This window comes from Candidatus Phytoplasma asteris, assembly GCF_038505995.1.
Taxonomy (GTDB): domain Bacteria; phylum Bacillota_I; class Bacilli_A; order Acholeplasmatales; family Acholeplasmataceae; genus Phytoplasma; species Phytoplasma asteris.
The window spans coordinates 190,428-210,169 of record NZ_CP128414.1 but is presented as its reverse complement, the minus strand read 5'-3'; the positions used below and the strand labels follow the sequence as shown (position 1 = coordinate 210,169).

Below are 19,742 nucleotides of genomic sequence, written 5' to 3'. Positions count from 1 at the left end.
AGCAAGCTTAAAATTGGTGTTAATTGTAAAGATATTTTTGGTTTTTGCAAAAAACTATTTTTAGAAATGAAAAAATAGATTGGTTTTGGGTTTATTCGGAATCTGTTGACACAACTTCTGGAGAAGTTGTTTCCTTATTGTTTGGATTTGATTCGTTTGATTCTTGGTTTTCTAAATTGGTTGTTGTTTTCAATTCATCATTTAAAGGAGTTGTATCAGTGCTAGTTGTTTCGTTGTTGGAAGGCATTTGAGAAGTTGGTTGGGTTGGGTTGTTGGCTTCTTCTTTTTCTTTTTCCCACCAAGCAATTTTTCCTGTAGCTACAATTTCATCAATATCTCTTTTATTAAGAGTTTCAATTTCAAGTAAATATTTAGCGATTGTGTCAAGCAAATCTTGGTTTTCTTGAATAATTTGTTTGGCTTGTTGATAACAATTAGCAATAATTTTTTGAATTTGTTGGTCAATTTCTAAACCTTTAGGATCAGAAAAATCATTTTGGAAAGTATTTCCTGAATATTGCACTGGTCCTAAATCACTCATGCCGTATTTAGTTACCATCAGTTTAGCTATTTGCGTAGCGTGTTTAAAATCGTTGTAAGCGCCGTTAGAAACGTCGTCAAACATTAATTCTTCGGCAACACGTCCGCCCAGAAAGGAAGTAATTTGGGCTAATAGGGTTTTTTTGGAAGAAAAGAAAGTTTCTTCTTGAGGAAGCATTAAGTTGTATCCGCCTGCGTTTCCGCGGGGAATAATGGTGATTTTTTGCACTATTTGGGCAAAAGGAATTTTAATTCCAATAACAGCATGTCCTGCTTCGTGATAAGCTACCATACGTTTTTCTTTGTCATTGTATTTTTTAGATTTTTTAGCAGGTCCAATTAAAATACGGTCTAAAGCTTCGCTGATATCTTTTTTATTGATAAAAGTAGCATTTCTTCTAGCAGCTAATAAAGCAGCTTCGTTTAAGGTGCCTTCTAATTGAGCACCACTAAAACCTGGGGTTTGTTTAGCTAATTCTTCTAAACTAATTTCTTCTGAAAGTTTTTTATTACTTGCATGTAATTTTAAGATAGCTTCACGGTCTTTAACATTTGGTAAAGTAATATTAAAGTGACGGTCAAAACGTCCAGGACGCAAAATAGCTGAGTCAAGAGCTTCGGGGAGGTTAGTAGCTGCAATAACAATAACACCCATTTTTTGGTTAAAGCCGTCCATCTCTACTAAAAGTTGGTTTAAGGTTTGTTCAGAACCGTTACTCCCACCAATATTGGAGCCTCTTTTTCTAGCAACTGCCTCAATTTCATCGATAAAAACGATACAAGGAGCTGCCAGTTGAGCTTCTTTAAAAAGATCTCTGACACGTGAAGCACCAACACCTACATAAACTTCATCAAAATCAGAACCCGAAGCAGCAAAAAAAGGAACGCCTGCCTCACCTGCAACTGCTTTGGCAAGTAAGGTTTTTCCTGTACCTGGAGGTCCATACAACAAAACTCCTTTAGGAATTCTTGCTCCCATAGCAGCGTATTTGCGCGGGTTTTTTAAAAAGTCAATCAATTCTGACATTTCTTCTTTTTCTTCATCAGCTCCTGCTACATCTGAAAAAGTAAATCTTTTTTGATTGATAATAACTTTGCGACTTTTAGAACCTTTTTTACCAGGGGCTGATGCCAAAATTTCTTGTCCCATTTGTTTTATAGTATCGGCAAAAAAGAGAAAAAAACAGTAAAAAATTAACATTGTTAAACATTGTCTAAATACCCAAACAACAGGTTCATAACCATTCCAAGGTCTAGGATCTACAGAATCAATTTTATATTTGTATTTGCCGTTTGGTTTTTGGTCAAATACTTTTTCACAAGGAATATTAAAAAAATCAATTACTTTGCCGTCTGTAGTAGTAACTACAACATTACAAAAATATGAATTAAAATAGTGAGGTTCATAAATAATTTTTTCAATTTTGTTATCTTTTGCAAGTTCATCAAATGTATTGTTATCTTTTTTTGCATTCTTAGTAAAATAACAATAAATAAAAGTGGCACCTATTAAAATTACAGCAAAATAAAGGACGCCCATATGGAATTTTTTAAAAATTTTATCAAAAAATGACATAAATTAACCTTTCTTGCAAGAAATTATCTTTGAGTTAAACATTGAAATCAAATATTTTAATGTTTGGAGTTTAATTTGGGATGGATGTAATTTCTGCATTTATTTTTTTGGATTCTCATTTTTAATTTGTTTGAGAAAAACAATTTGAAGAAGTAAAAAAGTTTTTAAAAGCTAAATAAATCTTCGATTGGTTTCCTAAAGTTAGGTTGATATATAAGTGAGGAATAAATAAAATATTGTCTAGATTGTCTACTACTAACCATAAATTATTTCTTTGAGTAAGGGGCACTTTTTTTTCAATTAAAAATTTTTTCAATTTTTTAGTGCCAAAACTAAATTTTAATGTGTCTTTTGGTTGGCGCAAACGCACTTTTAAAGGAAAACTAACTTTTTGAGGATTATAATTGAGGGATTGTAACGAAGGAGAAATGCAAACAAGACAAAGATTACATGTAGAAACACACAACAAAGGTTTTGACAAAGCAAAGGAAAGTGGTGGTGCAGGACTCATTAATGTAATGTGCTTGTAATCTTTAATTAAATGCCACTCAAAATTAAGATGCCAAGATAAATTAGGCTTATAAGGATTGTTAATGCCTTTGATGATATTTTGGATAAAAATAAAACTTTTAGTAATATTTTGTTGTTCTAATAATAATAAAATGATATCTTTTTGAATAACTAAATCAAGGTTTAAAAAAGGTGCAAGCGCAAAAGAGTTTGGTGGGTTACAACTATGATTTGTGTGTTTTGTAAGAAATAAAAGAGTTTGTTTGCGAATAAAATTATAGGCTTGCAAAAGAGTTTGTTGGTATTTTGGGATATTTTGCAAAAAACTAGTTTGGGTTTTTAAGTAAGGAATAACTTGGTGCCTGATTTGGTTTCTTTGATAAGTGAAGTTTTGATTGGTGTAATCTTCCAAAAAAGGGATTTGGTAAAAAGCAGCATAACTTATGATTTTGGCTTTGGGAACGTATAAAAAAGGTTTCAAAAAAATGAAATCTTGCCAAGAAGTTTGGATCTGCATGCCACTATAACCTAGCAAAGTGCTGCTTCTAGTTATTTTTTGTAAAATAGTTTCTGCCAAATCATCTAAATGATGGGCTGTTAAAATAAAAGGAGTTTGGTGCTTTGTAGCTATTTGCATTAATTTTTGTTGTCTTAATAAACGTGCTTGGGCTTGAAAGTTTTTTTGGGGGCAGTTAAGTTCAAAATAATGGAAACAAAGGGAGTTTTGCAGGCAATAACTTTGGACTAATTCTTTATCTTTCCAAGCATTAGGGCGCGCTAAATGGTTGAAATGCACAACTTGCAGTTTTATTTTTTGTGCAACCAAACAATGAAGTAAAGCCATTGAATCAACGCCGCCACTTACAGCTATAATATAAGTTTGATTGGCATCTAGACTACAAGCAAGTTTGATAGTTTTCATGAAACATCCTTAATTACAATTGCATTTGAATTTGAGTTTTAGGGTGTTGAGTTGTTCTTGGTCAACTGCGCTGGGAGCTTCTAACATCAAATCTTTGGCACTTTGGGTTTTAGGAAAAGCAATAACATCTTTGATATTGTTGGTTTTGGTAAACAACATCACAAGACGATCAAGGCCTAGGGCAAGTCCTCCATGAGGTGGGGTGCCGTATTTAAGGGCTTCGACTAAAAAACCAAAACGAGTTTGCACTTCTTCTTGTGAAAATCCTAAAAGACTAAAAATTAATTCTTGCGTTTGGGGATTGTTAATTCTTAACGAACCACCACCCACTTCGTAGCCGTTCCAAACTAAATCATAGGTTTTGGCAAGAGCTTTTTGAGGATTGCTTTTCAAAATAGCAATATCACAAGGAGCAGTAAAAGGATGATGCAAAGAATAAAGACGGTTGGAAGTATTTGAGTTTTCCAAAGTAAGATCTGGTTGGGGCAGGTCTTCTTGAGTAGTTTCAAACAAAGGAAAATCAACAATCCATAATAACGCTTCTTGAGTTGTATCAACCAAAGATAAATCAAGGGCTAGTTTGGTGCGAAAAATACCTAAAGCTTTGTGCATAATGTCTTTTGTGCCAGAAACGACAAAACAAATTTCTTCATTTTTTAAAAAAGAATCATCTTTAATAAATTGAGATATTCCACCTATAATTTTATCATTTTTTTTAACAAAAGAAAACAATTTCAAGTTAAAATGTTTACTAAAAAACAATTGATACTCATCTAGTTTTCGGCGTGTCAAAACTGCTGTTTTAGAAACTTTAAAGCCTTTAATGTTGCCTGAAAACATATTTTGGGGGCAAGTGGTAGTATCAAAAAAAGTAGTAAAATCGGTGATTTTAAGGGGATTTCTTAAATCTGGTTTATCAGAACCATAAAGTTCAAAGGCTTGTTGATAAGTTAATCTTAAAAAGGGTTGAGAAAGTGGTTTTTTCCAAATATTGGCAAATAAATCTACTATAATTTCTTCTGTTAAGGACATAATTTCATCTTGATTTAAAAAAGATGTTTCAATATCGATTTGACTAAATTCAGGTTGTCTATCAGATCTGAGGTCCTCATCGCGGAAACAACGTGCTACTTGAAAATACCTTTCAAATCCTGCAATCATGTATAATTGTTTAAAAAGTTGGGGAGATTGAGGAAGGGCATAAAAATTACCTGGATAAATTCTGGAAGGCACTAAATAATCTCTTGCTCCTTCAGGAGTTGATTTAGATAAAATGGGAGTTTCTAGTTCTAAAAAATCATTTTTCAAAAGAGTTTGACGAATACTTTGGGTAATGTGGTGTCTTTGAATCAAAAAATGTTTAACTTCAGGATTTCTTAAATCCAAATAACGATATTTAAGTCTGGTTTCTTCTAAACTTTCTTGACTTTGAAACACATTTAAAGGTAAGGTTTGAGCCTCACTTAAAATTTCAATATGAGATACTAAAATTTCAATATCACCAGTTGGCAAATCAGGATTTTTATTGATTCTTTCAATTACTTGACCTTTAATTTGCACGACTGTTTCTAATTTAATTAAAGCTATTTTGTCGTATTGTGGATTATTTTCTTTAACTAATAATTGAACTATACCAGAAACATCACGTAAGTCAAAAAAAAGAGTTTTTCCTAAGTTGCGTTTACGAAAAATAAAACCTTTTAGAAAAACTGTTTTTCCTTGATGGGCAAGTTGTAATTGGTTGTTATAATGGCTATATTTAGTTTTCATGAATTAATTTAACTCCTTGTTGTTTTGAAAATAAGAAACAACATCTTTTTGCAATATGGTGGTTTGCTGTTGGGTGTCAGTATTTTTGATTGTAATTTGATTGTTGTCAAATTCTTTTGGTCCCAGAATTAAAAGATAAAGGGGTTGTTGTTTTAAGGCTTGTTTGAGACTTTTGGAAAAAGATAAAAACTGATAATTAAGATCGGCGGAAAAACCTTGATGGCGGAGAGTTGTTGCAAGTGCAAGTCCTTGATAAAAAAATTGCGGCACACTAACTAATATAAAGGCATCCAAAGAAGGTAAGATATTTTTATTGCAAAAAGAATGAGTGGCTAAAATCGACATTAAACGTTCCATGCCTAAGGCAAAACCAATACCAGGCGAAGGGTTTCCTCCAAATAAAGTAACTAAATTATCATAACAACCACCCCCACCTAAAACTGCTTGATGTCCTTGTTTGTTATTATAAAAAATTTCAAAAACGCTATGAGTATAATAATCAAGTCCACGGACTAAATCATGACACAATTCAAAATTAACATTCATTTGTTTAAGCCCTTCTAAAACTTGTAAAAAACGAACTTTGGCGTCCTCAACAAGATGGTCAAAAATGCGTGGCGCTTGCTTTAAAAAAGGTTCGTTGTGACAATTTTTACAATCCCAAATACGCAAAATATTTTTTTCAAATCTTTCTTGACATAAAGGACATAATTGTTGATAGTGTGTTTGTAAATAGTTTTTAAAAACTTGTAAATAATTATTGTATGTAGTTTTACATCCCAAAGAATTAATCTTCACAGTAATATCACAAATCCCTAATGATTTGAGGGTTTCATAGGCAAGAGCAATTACTTCTACATCTAAAAAAGGGCTTGATTGTCCTAAAATTTCTACTCCTACTTGATGAAATTGACGATAGCGTCCTTTTTGAGGTCTTTCATAGCGAAAACAAGGTCCATAATAAAAAAACTTGTGTAATTGTGAGGTTTTATCTAATTTATTTTCCACATAACTACGAATAACACCAGCAGTTCCTTCGGGACGCAAAGTAATAAAACGTCCTTTTTTATCTGCAAAAGTATAAGTTTCTTTGGAAACCATTTCTGAATGTTGAGCTGCTCTATCAAAAACACCACGATATTCAATTATAGGGGTTCTTATTTCTTGCAAATGATACTTGGCAAACAAAGTGCGAATGTGATTTTCTACTTTTTGCCAACAAACCATTTTATCTGACATCAAATCATAAGTACCTTTAATTTTAGAAAACATCTTTGGGCTCCTTTGCTTTTGGGGTTGGGTTGGGTTTTAATTTTGTGATGATTATTTTTTTGTTATTTTTTTGTTGTTTTGGGATAAAAGTTTTGATAAAGCTTTTTGGGTTTTTGTTGTTGGAGATTTTATATTTTTTAATTTTTGGTGCTAATAAAACTTTAAAAAATACATGAAAATGATTTAAAAAATACACACAAACACACAATAAACAAAATAATTTTAATAAGGCATCATTAATATATGGAGTAAAATAAAATAAATGGGGAATAAATAATTGTCTGCATTATAAATAATAAATTATTTAATTATTGACTCTTTGAATTTGATAAATTTGCGAAATTTTATATAAATTAGTAATTAGATTATTTAATTCTTTAGTATTAGCTATTAAAATCCTAATCTTAATAATAGTTTCTAATTTTTGTTTATTAATAACATTAAATTCTAAAATACTTACATTAAAACTGTTAATTTTATTAATAATTTGTTGCACTAAAGTATCTTTGGTAGAAGCAATAATACTAATCCAAGCAGGATATTTAGCAATAGTAGGGTCTTGTTGCCATGAAGCAGTAATTAATCTTTTTTCATCACATTGAGCTAAATTATTACATTCCTTGCGATGCACAATAATACCTCTTCCTTTAGTGACAAATCCTAGGATTTCGTCGTTATAAACAGGGGTGCAACAACTTGCCAATTTTAATTTAGGATTTCTAAGACCTTCAATAATAACGCCTGTCTCACTTTGATGTTTGAGTTTTTTATGCGATTTTGCCATTTGTTTTTGCAAAATATTTTGACTTAAAGTTTCTTTGGCTAAAACAAGCAATTTATTAATTACTGACTTAGGATTTAATTGTTTTTTAGCAATTTCATAATAAAAATCATTAAGAGTTTGAATATTGTAACGCTCAAAATGTTTTTGGACAAAATTATTATCAATCAAGGAAAGTTCAATTTTATTGGCAGTTAATTCTTTTTCAATAATATCTTTTCCTTTTTGAATCTCTGCTAAATATTCAGTTTTATTTTCTTTGATATCTTTTTTTAAAAAACCTTTAATTTTTCTTTTGGCATGTGTTGTTTTTACCATGCGCAACCAGTCTTTATTAACTGATAAAATATTTTTATTGGTTTTAATCGAAATAATATCACCATTTTTGAGTTGATAATCAATTGGTACAATTTGCCCGTTAATGATGGCTGCTGTCATTTTGCTTCCTACTGCGGAATGAATACGAAAGGCAAAATCAATGGGGGTAGAACCTTTGGGAAGCTCAAATACTTCTTGAGTAGGAGTAAAAACATAGACATTATCACTTAAAATATCATTTTTAATAGAATCTACAAATTCTTTGGGTGTTTCTTCGGGATGATTTTTGGCATCCATAGTAATTTTAACTAATTCTTGATACCATCTTAATTTTTTGGCAAGTTCTAGTTGTTTAGCTTCTTGGGAATAAGTTTTATTTTCTTTATAAGCCCAGTGAGCAGCAATTCCTTTTTCAGCAATTTCATCCATTTCTTGAGTTCTTATTTGCATTTCAAACAAAGAGCCATCCTTAGTTAAAACAGTTGTATGCAAAGATTGATAAAGATTAGGTTTAGGAACTGCAATATAGTCTTTAAATCTTAGGGGAAGTGGCGAAAAATGACCGTGAATAATCCCTAAACATTGATAACACAAATCCACAGTAGGCACAATAATTCGAATAGCTAAAAGGTCAAAGATTTCTTCAAAACTAACTTTTCTTTTAACAATTTTTTTATAAATACTATAAATATTTTTGACACGCCCTTTAATAGTGTAATTTTTGAGTTGGTGGCTGTCTAAAAGAGATTTAATATTGGTGATAATTTTGGTAATTGATTCTTCACGTTGTTGTTTTTTTAACCAAATTAAATTAGAAACACGATAGTATTCTTGAGGAAAAGCATATCTTAGAGACAAATCTTCTAATTGTGATTTAATTTCAAAAAGCCCTAAACGATGTGTTAAAGGAGCGTGAATTTCTAAGGTTTCTTTGGCAATACGTAATTGTTTTTCTGAAGGCATCGAATTTAAAGTTTGCATATTGTGCAAGCGGTCAGCAATCTTTACAATAACAACTCTAATATCTTTTGCCATTGCTAAAAACATTTTTTGTTGATTATCGGCATGTCCTTGATTTTTGTGAAAAGCAATTTTGGTAAGTTTAGTTGCCCGATAAACTAAATAAGCCACGTCTTCGCCAAACAAAGAAGTTAAATCTTGCATAGTAGCATTAGTGTCTTCCAAAACATCGTGGAGTAATCCTGCCATTAAAGTATTGGGTTCGCTGTTTAATTGTGCCAAAATTTTAGTCACTGCACAAGGATGAATAATATAGGGTTCTCCTGTAAAACGTGTTTGCCCGTGATGTTTTTCTTTGGCAAAAAGATAGGCTTGAGTAATTTTTTGCAAAATGGTGGCATCTTGAATATTTTTGGAAATCACAGCCATTAAATCTTGATATAATTTATCTTTTTCTAAAGTTAAATCGGAATCTAAAATCATCTTATCACCTTCTTTTTTAAGGATTTGCAAAAAAACGCAAAGAAAATAAAAGAAATCAAAAAATAAATTAAGTGTATAGTCTTTTTGTGCCTTGAAAATAAACTTCTTTAATAACGCCTGCCCCACAACAAATATTTTTATCATAAAAAGCACATATTTGCCCTGGAGTTACTGCTTTAATTGTTTGAGGATAATGAATTTCTAAGTTGTTTTGGTCTAGCCAAGTTAAAATAACGTCTTGATTGGGTTGGCGGTAGCGCATTTTGGCTTGTAGGTGCAAATTGGTTTTTTTGCCGCGCCAAACAATATCACCAATTAAGGCTTTGTCGCTGTATAAATAAGGATGTGTGCTACCTTGTTCTACGTATAAAGTGTTAGTTGGAAGGTGTTTGCCAACGACAAACCAAGGTTTTTGGCTGGGAACATCACCCAAACCTAAATTTTTACGTTGCCCTATGGTATAATACATTACTCCTTTATGATGTGCTAAAAAAGTCCCATCCAAAGTTTTAATATCACCTTTTTGAGCGGGTAAATAGTTGCTTAAAAATTGAAAAAAATTTCTTTCACCAATAAAACAAATCCCTGTGGAATCTTTTTTAGTGGCATTAATTAAATTATTTTCTAAAGCAATTTGGCGTACTTCTTGTTTTGTGAGATTGCCCAAAGGAAACAAAATATTTTGTAATTGTTTAGTTGTTAGTTGTGATAAAAAATAAGTTTGATCTTTGTTTTGGTCAACAGCACAAGCAAGTCGTGGAAATAATTTTTGGTCTGAAGAAGTTTCATATATAATGTTAGCATAATGTCCCATAGCAATATATTGAGGGGCAAGTTTTGTTGTTGCATACTCAATAAAAGCTCTAAATTTAATTTCATTATTACACAAAATATCAGGATTCGGAGTAAGATTATTTTCAAAGGCTTTGATAAAAGACATAAAGACTTTTTGCCAATATTCTTCAATAAAATCAACACGATGCAACTTAATTCCTAGTTGTTCAGACACTTTTAAGGAATCTTTATAATCTAGTTCTTGCGAGCATATGTCATTTAAAGTGGGATTACCTTGGATATCAAAATTAAGATTGCTATCCCAATTACGCATAAAAACTGCTTCTACCAAATAACCTTGTTTTTTTAAAAGAAAAGCAGCAACGGCACTATCAACTCCGCCTGATAAACCAACAACAACTTTTGTCATTTTTTGCTCCTTTTCTTTGTTTTTAATTTGTTATGTGTGTGTGTGTTTTGATTTGTTATTTTGATGATATTTATTGATGTTTTGAGATTTTATATTTTTAGAACTTTGATTTATTGCTTTTTATTCTTGTCTTTGTAGATAAATAGGAAGCAAAAATTCGTTTCTGGGCGAAAGACTATTTTCTAAAACTTTAGGACCTGGTGCCATATTTTGTCTTTTAAATTGATTTTGATAAAAAGTTTTCAGATATGAAACAACTAATTGATTGCTTTTTTCTGGACTCAAATCAAAGGCAATTTGCAACAACCAAGCAATTTTGGTTTTGGTAAAGCCTTTTTTAATGTGGCAACAAAGAATAAAATCTTCCATAATTAATTTTTGATTGATGTTTTCTTGCACTAATTTTTGATATAATTTTTTTAAGGCAGGTGCAATTTGTAAATAGTTTTTTTCTAAATGATAAAGTAATAATTCTTTGACTAAAACATTAGGAACGCCAGCATTGACATTATAAATGTGGTCGTAATGACTACGAGGATTGTTTTTTCCTAAAGCCATATCCGAAAAATTATTATTTTCTAACAACAAAAACTTTTGTGTTTGGGAAGCTAATTCCTTTAAAAAAACTTGATCTAGGTCTTTGGAACAAGAAGCAAGTTCGTTTGACAAAGTAGAAATGTTGTTAATATCGTTGAATAAAGTAGCTGTTTCGTTTGCTTCATTTATTTCATTTGTTGCGCTTGTGTCATTTGTGGCATCAGTTAGATTAGTTGTGTTAGTGGTGGCATCAGTTTTGTCAAGTCCCAAAAAGGCTAACAAATCTTTTTTCTTTAAAAAACTACTTTCACAAATGTGGCAAACTCCTTTGGTTTGTAAAAAATATTTGAGGAGTTGATAATGAGTTTGGTTGGAAAAAAGAAGTGGATTTAGGATTACAATGAAATCTTCTAACGGTTTTTGCAACAAGGAAAAGCTTTGAAAAGCAACTACCAAAGTTAACAAATCATTAATATTTTCAGTAATTTCTACAATTATTTTGGCGTTTAAATTGCTAAGTTTAGTTTTAAGTGCTAATACTTGGATTTCATTTGCCAATTTTAAATGCGAAGCAACATTTGATTGAGGAATAAAAGGCGTTTGATTAATTGGTTTTTCAAATTGATAATGGGGCGTTTCTTGGAGTTCAAAATAAGCTTTTAAAAAAGGATGTTGTTTTCCTATTCTTTGGTCACCATAAGTAGTATCAATTCTTCTTTGAAATTTAATTAAATCAACACAAACATCAACTACTAAACTTACATCTTGATTAAATAAATCTTTTTCGGCGACCATTTCGCCTAACAAAGCAGCCATTTTGTGATTAGAAAATAAATTATCAACAGTAGATTCAGTAATTCCGCTACTAGTGTAAAAATAGCCTCCAATTTGTTTGCGCGAATGATCAAGAACGGCATTTTTTCTTAAATCAAGTTTGCCTATGTGATCGGTTGAGGCAGAAGGATTAAAAATTAAATGAGCGCCGTTTAAGGAAAGTAGATCACCAGGAGAAAAGACAGTCCATAAATCTTGACAAATTTCTACTCCAAAAATAAGATCAAATTGGGAATTAATAAATAAAACATCTCCAAAAGGAACTGTTTGACCCAAAATTTGGATGTATTGGGATTCGCAGGTTTTGCCTGATTGAAACCATCTTTTTTCGCTAAATTCTTTATAATTGGGAATAGTTTTTTTAGGGGTTATTCCTAATATTTTATCTTTTTGAATGATAACTGCTACATTAAATAAAACTTCATGCAAAGCAAGAGGCATACCTAAAATATAGACTCCTTCAAAAGAATTATTTTTTAAAAGCCAATCTAGAGCTTGAAAATTTTGTTCTAAAAAAGTAGTTTCAAAAAAAAGATCTCCTGCTGTATAACTACTTAAACAAAGTTCGGGGAACAAAACAAAACTGGCTTTACTTTTGTTTAGAACATTTTGCATACTATAAGCATTTTTTAAGGGATTACCTACTGTTAAAGGAGGGCTTGCTAATTCAATTTTAATAGAACCGTTTTTGTACATTTTCTTTCATTTGCTTCCTTAGTTATTCATTATTTAATAATTAAAGATTAATATTTATGATAATTAATATTTTTTATTAAGATAATTTATAATAATAACTATAATTTTTATTGTTTATATTTAAATAATTTAATAATTTTTTATGATGTTAAATAAATTGATAAATATTTAATTTATGGTTTGGGATGATAAAAAAAATAAAACCATTATATATATTATATAATTTTTTAATAATTTTCCCAAATAAAACCTTATAATTGATTCTTTTTTATTATTAATAATAATTTTTGATTATAATTGTATTTATAAAGATTATTTTATTGCTAAAAACTATTATTAATAATAAAGATAAATAAAAAAAACTAGGTTAAAAAACCTAGCTTTTTAAATAATGATTAAATAAGATTATTTATTTTTTTTGTTTTTTTTAACAAAGAAAAACACACCACCAGCAACGGCAGCAACAACTACAACAGCTACTAATGTTAAGAACCACACTGTTTTGTACCAAGGTGTTTTAGCTACAGTAAATTCAAAGACAACTTGTCCTGAAACAGTAGTTTTACCATCTACAGCTTTAACAGTAACTTTATTAGCATTGTCGTCTTTACCAACTGTGAAAGTTACGTCGTCTTTGTTTACAGTTGCAGGAACTTTAGCTCCAGCTTCTTTTAAAGCTTTTAAACCAGCTTCTGCATCTACTTTGCCATCTTTAACTGTAAGTGTAAGTTTTTTGTCTGTGCCTAAAGTTAATTTATTTAATTCACATACGCCTACTAAAATTAATACTTTTGAACCTGATAAAGCTTTTCCAGCATCACCATCTGCAGGTGTAACTGTTACTTTATTATCAGCAACCACTACTTTTACAGAATCTTTTGTTACTTTTGCATTCAATGAAGTGTTTTGAACTTTCCATTGTTTAACAACTTTTTCTGCATCAGCTGCATCAGCAGCAGTAAGTTCAAGAGCGTCTTTACATTCTAAAGTGCTTAAATCTAGTTTATCATCAGCAAAAACTTGAACGCCAACAAACATTAAAGCAACAGCAGCAAATAAAACTAAAACTTTAGCAACTAAAGATTTTTGATTTTTTTGATTTTGCATTGTTTGTTCTCCTTTCTTGCGTTATATAATTATATGGTTTGAGTTGTTTTCTAACAAAGAGTTAAAAGACAATCAAAACCTACTATTATTTTAACATGAAAAAAGGAAAAATGGGAGACAATAATTAAAAAAATAAAGCTTTATTAGTTATAAAAAATTATTCTTGTGTTCCTAAATCAAAGTTATTATCTTTATTTTCTTTCAAACTTACCACAGCAGCCTCAGTTGTAATCATCAAAGCAGAGATAGAAGCAGCATTAAGAACAGCTTGACGAGTTACTTTAGTAGGGTCAATTATACCTTCTTTTAAGAGACAAACATACTTACCTTCTTTAGCATTAAACCCAAAATTTAAGGGTTGTAAAAGTTGTTGTTTTACCACATCTTTACCTGAAAATCCTGCATTATAAGCAATTTGATAAGTAGGTACTAAAAGACTTTGTACTACTACATCAATTCCTTGTTGTACTTCTTTATTATCAGATACCAAAGTATCTTTTAATTCTTGATAAACCTCAACTAAAGCTTTTCCACCACCAACTACAATTCCTTCAGTAATAGCAGCTTTAGTAGCATTAAGAGCATCTTCAATACGTAATTTTTTATCTTTTAATTCAGTATCAGTTGCAGCCCCAACTTTAATTAAGGCAACTCCTCCTGATAATTTAGCTAATCTTTCTTGCAAATTTTTAGTTTCATAATCAGAAGTAGCATTTTTAATTTGAGTTTTTAATACTTGAATACGTTTTTCTAATTCAGGACTTTTAGAATTACTTATCAAAGTAGTATTATCTTTTTTAATAATAGCTTTATTGATATTTCCTAAATCATCCATTTTTAAATCTGCTAATTTCATATTAAGTTCTTTAGAAACAAAATTAGCTTTTGTAAGTACTGCAATATCTTGTAACATTTCTTTTTGATTATCACCAAAACCAGGAGCATTAGTTACAACTACATTAAAAGTTCCTCTTAATTTATTAGCTACCAAAACCCCTAAAACTTCATTTTCCACAGCTTCAGCTACAATTAATAAAGGTCTAGATGCTTTTACTACTTCTTCCAAAATAGGTACAATTTCTTGCACAGTACTAATTTTATGATCAGTTACTAAAACTAACGCATTTTCTAACTGTACTGTCATACTTTCTCTATCAGAGACAAAATAAGGAGAAGCATATCCTTTATCGTACTGCAATCCTTCAACAACTTCTAATTCTGTTTCAAAACCTTTGGATTCATCAACATTAATAACTCCATCTTTTCCTACTTTTTGCATCGCTTGGGCAATGATTTTACCAATTTCTTGACTACCTGATGAAACAGCAGCCACATTTTGAATATCTTCTTGGGCGTCTACTTTTTTAGATTTAGCTAAAAGTTTTTTGGCAACTGTTAATGCAGCTAACTCAATTCCTTCTTTTACTAAAACAGGATTAGCTCCTGCATCAATTGCATCAAACCCACGATGAATCATACTTTGTGCCAAAACAGTTGCTGTAGTTGTTCCATCTCCTGCTTTATCGTTAGTTTTGGAAGCTACTTCATATACTAACTTTGCTCCCATATTTTGATAAGGATTTTTTAATTCAATTTCTTTAGCAATAGAAACACCATCATTTACAATAGCAGGTGAATCATAGGCTTTTTCTAAAATAACATTACGTCCTTTAGGTCCTAAAGTCACTTTAACAGTATTTGCAATTGCATCTACTCCTTGTAATAAAGCTTTTCTTGCTTCTTTGCCATAAAGTATTTTTTTACTCATTTTATTACTCCTTAAATATTTTGATTATTGATTATTATATCTTATTATATCTTTATATCTTTATATCTTTATTTATTGATTTATTGATATTTAATTAATATTTATAATTTTATGATTTATAATTTTAAAAAAAGTTTAAAATATTGTCTTTTTATTTATTAATACTTAGTTTATAATTATTTATCTTATCTATATTATCTTATTTAATTTGTGCCAAAATATCTTTTACAGCAACAATTAAATAATCTTTTTCTCCTAAAGTAACTTTGCTACCAGAATAGCTTTTATAAACTACTTCATCATCTTTTTTTAAACCTTCAACTTTGGAACCTACTCCAACAACAACCCCAACAGAGGATTTTTCTTTTTCTGATAAAGCCAAAATAATTCCGCTAGCTGTTTTAGTTTCTTCCATTTTCAATTTTAAAACAACATTGTCATGTAAAGGGATAATTGTTTTTTGTTTCATGATTAAACTCCTTTTAATTTAATAATTTATTATAGCAAATAAAATATTTTTGTAATGATTTAATTTTGGCAATAAATAATTTAAGTGCCAAAGCACTTTTATTATATCATAAGATTTAATAATTGGCAAGTATTAAAAAAAATAATTTGGTTTGGAGGATTCAAAAATTTATTTTATATTTTTGGTAAATATTATTAAATTTGTCTTATTGGGAATTGCAAAAAAAGTTTTTCATTTATGTTATTGTTTATTCATTTATGTTATTGTTTATTCATTTATGTTATTGTTTATTCATTTATGTTATTGTTTATTCATAAAAATAAGTTTGATAAATAATCTTTAATCTTGGATTAAGATAAATAACACAACCAAATAATAATAAATTACAAGTAATAACTGTTTCTAAATTAAGAACAAAAATAGTGATAAAGGAAATTATTTCATTAGCAAAAAAGATATTATAATATGGATTATCTTTTAGAATATATTTAATACTTGGCAAATAACATAAATAACCATTTATAGCATAAAGACAAGCATGAATTAACATAATTATAATTAAAATACTTAATAAACGTATAATATTTTTTTTATTAATATTAAAATGACTTAAATCTTTACAATATAATAATCCTGTAAAAGACCAAGATAAAAGAGGTATTAAAGTTTTTAAAAGATAATTCAGTATAAAAAAAGCTACTTTATTAATATTTATTTTTTCAAGCAAAAAAATATCATAATCAGCTAAAATCCAAAAATGTCCCAAAGTAGTTACAAATTCACAAAACAGATAAATAAAAAGCATTAAATAAGCTTTCTTAAATCCAAAGAAAAACCCTAAATAAAATAAAGGTACTAAGGCCAGATTAAAATAAGCTTTATAAGTTAAAGGAGACCTAAAATAATCATATAGCCCCATTTGTTTAGAAAAATGAAATAATATAAGAGCTAAAGCAAGTATATGAGCTGCTAGAATATATTTATGCAAAGTCTTTTTAGTCTTTTGAGTGATGGAAAAATACAAAATATTGCTCCTTTTAGTTTTCTAATATACTTGATAAATTATTTTTAAGGAATTATTATATCACTTTTATCACCTCAATTATAACATATATCAAAATACAATAACATAATGTTAATATAAATAATTTATTCAATTTATCCAACAAAGATAAATAATTTCAATTAGGATAAAAATAAATAATGGATATAAAATATCCATTATTTATTTATAATTATTATTTAATTTTTGTGTTAATTCATCTAATCCGCCATACACTTCTTTAAAGACTTCATCTAAATCGTTTTGTTGTAATGTTTGTTTGGTTTCTAAAAACTTTCTTTTAGAAGCTTCTACAAAATAAGCAATTAATTTATCACATTGAGCTTCTTCCATTAATTGATTAATTTTAGGATTTAAGGTTTGGTTGAAATAATGCATTGCTTGTGTTGAATAAAGAACTTGTGTATTTCTTTTATTATAAACCTTAGCTAATTCTTGTAATTCATTACAACGTTCTTCTGGTGTATTAAGGATTTTCATACCATAAACTTGATAAAAAGCTGCTCTTAAATCAACTACTCTAACTTCTTTTTCTAAGTCCTTTTGTAATTGTTTAACTTTTGCTTTAAAAGGTTTTTTTTCTTGGTCCAATTGTGCCAGTTTTTGTACTAATTTTGTTATGTCTTCTTCTAATTTTAATGGGTCTTCTTTTTGTAATAGTTCTTCTTTTTCTTTTTGTTTATCTTTTGTTTGTTGTTTTAGTTTTTCAGCCTCTGGATTTGGTTGTTGAGGTTGTTGTTCACTGTTTGGAGGAGTTGGCGTTACATCTTGTGGCGGAGTTGAAGAAGCATTTGATTCAGATGTTTGTAGAGTTGATGAGGTAGGAGGTTGTAAGGGTTTTGGTTGGGATTGTTTCTCGTTTAATTTGTTTAATTCTTCTTGCAAAAACTCTATTTCAAAATTCAATTTAGCTATTTTTTCTTCTAATATAATTTGTTGGGCTTTCTTTTCGGCTGTTTCTTTTTCTATTTTTGTCTCTTGTTGTTTGATTTGTGCCATTTGGCTTTCATTTTCAACTATTTGTTCTAATTTAATTTTTCTATTATGCAATTGTGTTTTTAATTCTTGAATGTCTTTTTGGAGTTGGTCTTTTTCTTCTTGTGATAAAGATAAAGTATTTGCTTCTAATTGTAATTTTTTAGTTTTATCATCAATTTCTTTTTGTTTTGCACGACTTTCAGCACTTAAACGATTATTCATATTAATAACAGATGATTCAATCATATTTTCTAAACGTCTATTAGAACGCGATTCTGCATCAAACTTATCAAGAAAAGGATTAACAGTTTTTAAAAGATATTCTAATGCTTCTTCGTGAAAAGGATTTTTTCTTAAAACATTAATCATTAAATCTAAGTATTTAGCTCTGGCTGTTGCATGACCAACTTTAATTTCAATATGATAAGTAAAACGTGATTTAATAGCTTCATCTATTTTATCAAAATAGTTAGTTGCTCCAATAATTAAAATAGGTTTTTTAGGATCATTTTTTGTTGAGGTTAATTCAGTTTTAAATTGGTTTACAACGTTAGGTAGATCTGAAGATGAATTTGCAGTTTTATTTAGATATTTAAAAGCTTCTTCACATTCATCAATAAAGATAATAGAAGCTTTTACTCCTTCTTTTTTATTATGTAATCTTACATCTTCAAATAACTTTTTAACAAACCTAGGACCATCTCCTACAAGAGTTTGATAAACAAATTCAGCAGCATTAGTTTCATAAAAACCAACTTGTCTACCAGCTTCTTTAGCAAGTGCTCTAGTAAAGAATGTTTTACCTGTTCCGGGAACCCCATAAAATAAGACTCCTTGAGGTGGTTTAACTTTCCCAACACCTACATAAGATAAAGGATCACTTAAATAATTAAGAAAACCTTGTAATTGGTCTATAACACTTTCCATCCCAATAGTTTTTTTAAAACTAGGTAATCCTTCAAATTCATCTAAAGGCATAGGAAAATATCTAGTACCTTCAGGAAATTTATCTATGTGTTGTAATTGTTTTTTAGATGGATCATTTTTATTAGCTAATGCATTTATAAGGTCATTTAGAGTATGTAGATTATTTCCATGAATTATATCTTCCATCATTTGTTGTAATTCTTGAATAGTCATAAGATTTTCATCAGTTTGAGTATTATTATTTTCATCAGTTTGATTATTATTTGTTTGGTTTTCTTTTAATTATTTAACTTCTGTTGATAAACTTTCAACATCTGTTTTTGTTGTAGTAATTATTTCATTTGTTTTTTGAAAGTTTTTATCCATTGTATCATTTGTCATATAAGAAAAAACAACAGAACCACCTAATGCTGTAATACATATCAAAATAATAATTACAAAGAAAAACGTATTACTTTTAGATTCATTATTAGAAACTAGATTTAATGTTTCATCATATTCAAATTCATTTTCTTTTACTACTTTAAGTTTATTTTTATAATCTTTTGTTTTTTTAATTTGAACGTTAGTTGCTTTTTCATTAACTTCAACTTCTTTTAATGCTTTATCCTTTTTAGGTTCATTTTTTTATATGCCATGTTATAATTAACCTTTATTTTCATTATTATATTATATATTAATTATTAATGTTATTGATTTGGTTGTTGATTATTTTGAGTTTCTTGTTGAATTACAATTTGCATATTTGCATTAGGAACTTGATAGATTGTAGGAGTATAATTTATTTGATAAGGTGAAGAATTTTGATTATAGTTATAATTATATTGACCTTTATTTTCTTGTTGCCATGCTCTATTAAATGCTGGGTCTCTAAGTTGATTATTTAAATTATGATACATATTTTGTCCTGTTTGATGTATTTCATTTGTTTGGCTAGGTTGATGATGATGCTCCCATGATTCATGAGCTCTTTGCATATAATCTAATCCTTTTAAATGAGTATCAGGTAATATATCTATCATAAAAG

The 19,742-nt window shown here is 29.1% G+C and carries 13 protein-coding genes; all 13 read right to left on the bottom strand.

Translation table 11 applies throughout. The features are described 5' to 3' along the window. Positions 1–91: 91 nt before the first annotated feature. Complete coding sequence (gene ftsH / locus QN326_RS01195) at positions 92–2,116, bottom strand: ATP-dependent zinc metalloprotease FtsH (protein WP_342386708.1); 2,025 nt, start codon at positions 2,114–2,116, stop codon at positions 92–94. Positions 2,117–2,237: 121 nt separating this feature from the next. Next, the gene (tilS, locus tag QN326_RS01190; RefSeq protein ID WP_342386707.1) at positions 2,238–3,548 is read right to left on the bottom strand and encodes a tRNA lysidine(34) synthetase TilS; all 1,311 of its coding nucleotides are present in this window, start codon (positions 3,546–3,548) and stop codon (positions 2,238–2,240) included. Positions 3,549–3,557: 9 nt separating this feature from the next. Next, positions 3,558–5,318, bottom strand: a complete 1,761-nt coding sequence (gene aspS / locus QN326_RS01185) for an aspartate--tRNA ligase (protein WP_034172205.1) — start codon at positions 5,316–5,318, stop codon at positions 3,558–3,560. A gap of 3 nt (positions 5,319–5,321) precedes the next feature. Next, positions 5,322–6,590 (bottom strand): histidine--tRNA ligase, encoded by a 1,269-nt coding sequence (gene hisS / locus QN326_RS01180; RefSeq protein ID WP_342386706.1) that lies wholly within the window; start codon positions 6,588–6,590, stop codon positions 5,322–5,324. Positions 6,591–6,894: 304 nt separating this feature from the next. Further along, a complete protein-coding gene (locus QN326_RS01175) occupies positions 6,895–9,132 on the bottom strand; it encodes a RelA/SpoT family protein (protein WP_034172208.1) in 2,238 nt (745 codons plus the stop codon). Positions 9,133–9,199: 67 nt separating this feature from the next. After that, positions 9,200–10,363: a tRNA 2-thiouridine(34) synthase MnmA gene (gene mnmA, locus QN326_RS01170; RefSeq protein ID WP_342386779.1), complete on the bottom strand. Its 1,164-nt coding sequence runs from the start codon at positions 10,361–10,363 to the stop codon at positions 9,200–9,202. Between the two features lie 93 nt (positions 10,364–10,456). Next, positions 10,457–12,403 carry an NAD+ synthetase gene (locus QN326_RS01165; RefSeq protein ID WP_342386705.1) on the bottom strand — a complete coding sequence of 649 codons (1,947 nt, stop codon included), beginning with the start codon at positions 12,401–12,403 and terminating at the stop codon, positions 10,457–10,459. Positions 12,404–12,808: 405 nt separating this feature from the next. Next, a complete protein-coding gene (locus QN326_RS01160) occupies positions 12,809–13,510 on the bottom strand; it encodes a hypothetical protein (protein WP_342386704.1) in 702 nt (233 codons plus the stop codon). A 157-nt stretch (positions 13,511–13,667) separates the two neighbouring features. Further along, positions 13,668–15,278: a chaperonin GroEL gene (groL, locus tag QN326_RS01155; protein ID WP_011160496.1), complete on the bottom strand. Its 1,611-nt coding sequence runs from the start codon at positions 15,276–15,278 to the stop codon at positions 13,668–13,670. A 199-nt stretch (positions 15,279–15,477) separates the two neighbouring features. Beyond that, a complete protein-coding gene (locus QN326_RS01150) occupies positions 15,478–15,747 on the bottom strand; it encodes a GroES family chaperonin (protein ID WP_011160495.1) in 270 nt (89 codons plus the stop codon). Positions 15,748–16,054: 307 nt separating this feature from the next. After that, on the bottom strand, positions 16,055–16,771 hold the full coding sequence (locus QN326_RS01145) for a hypothetical protein (protein ID WP_342386703.1): 717 nt from the start codon (positions 16,769–16,771) through the stop codon (positions 16,055–16,057). Positions 16,772–16,972: 201 nt separating this feature from the next. After that, complete coding sequence (locus QN326_RS01140) at positions 16,973–18,928, bottom strand: ATP-binding protein (protein ID WP_342386702.1); 1,956 nt, start codon at positions 18,926–18,928, stop codon at positions 16,973–16,975. A gap of 476 nt (positions 18,929–19,404) precedes the next feature. Further along, complete coding sequence (locus tag QN326_RS01135) at positions 19,405–19,737, bottom strand: hypothetical protein (RefSeq protein ID WP_156956334.1); 333 nt, start codon at positions 19,735–19,737, stop codon at positions 19,405–19,407. Positions 19,738–19,742: the final 5 nt, after the last annotated feature.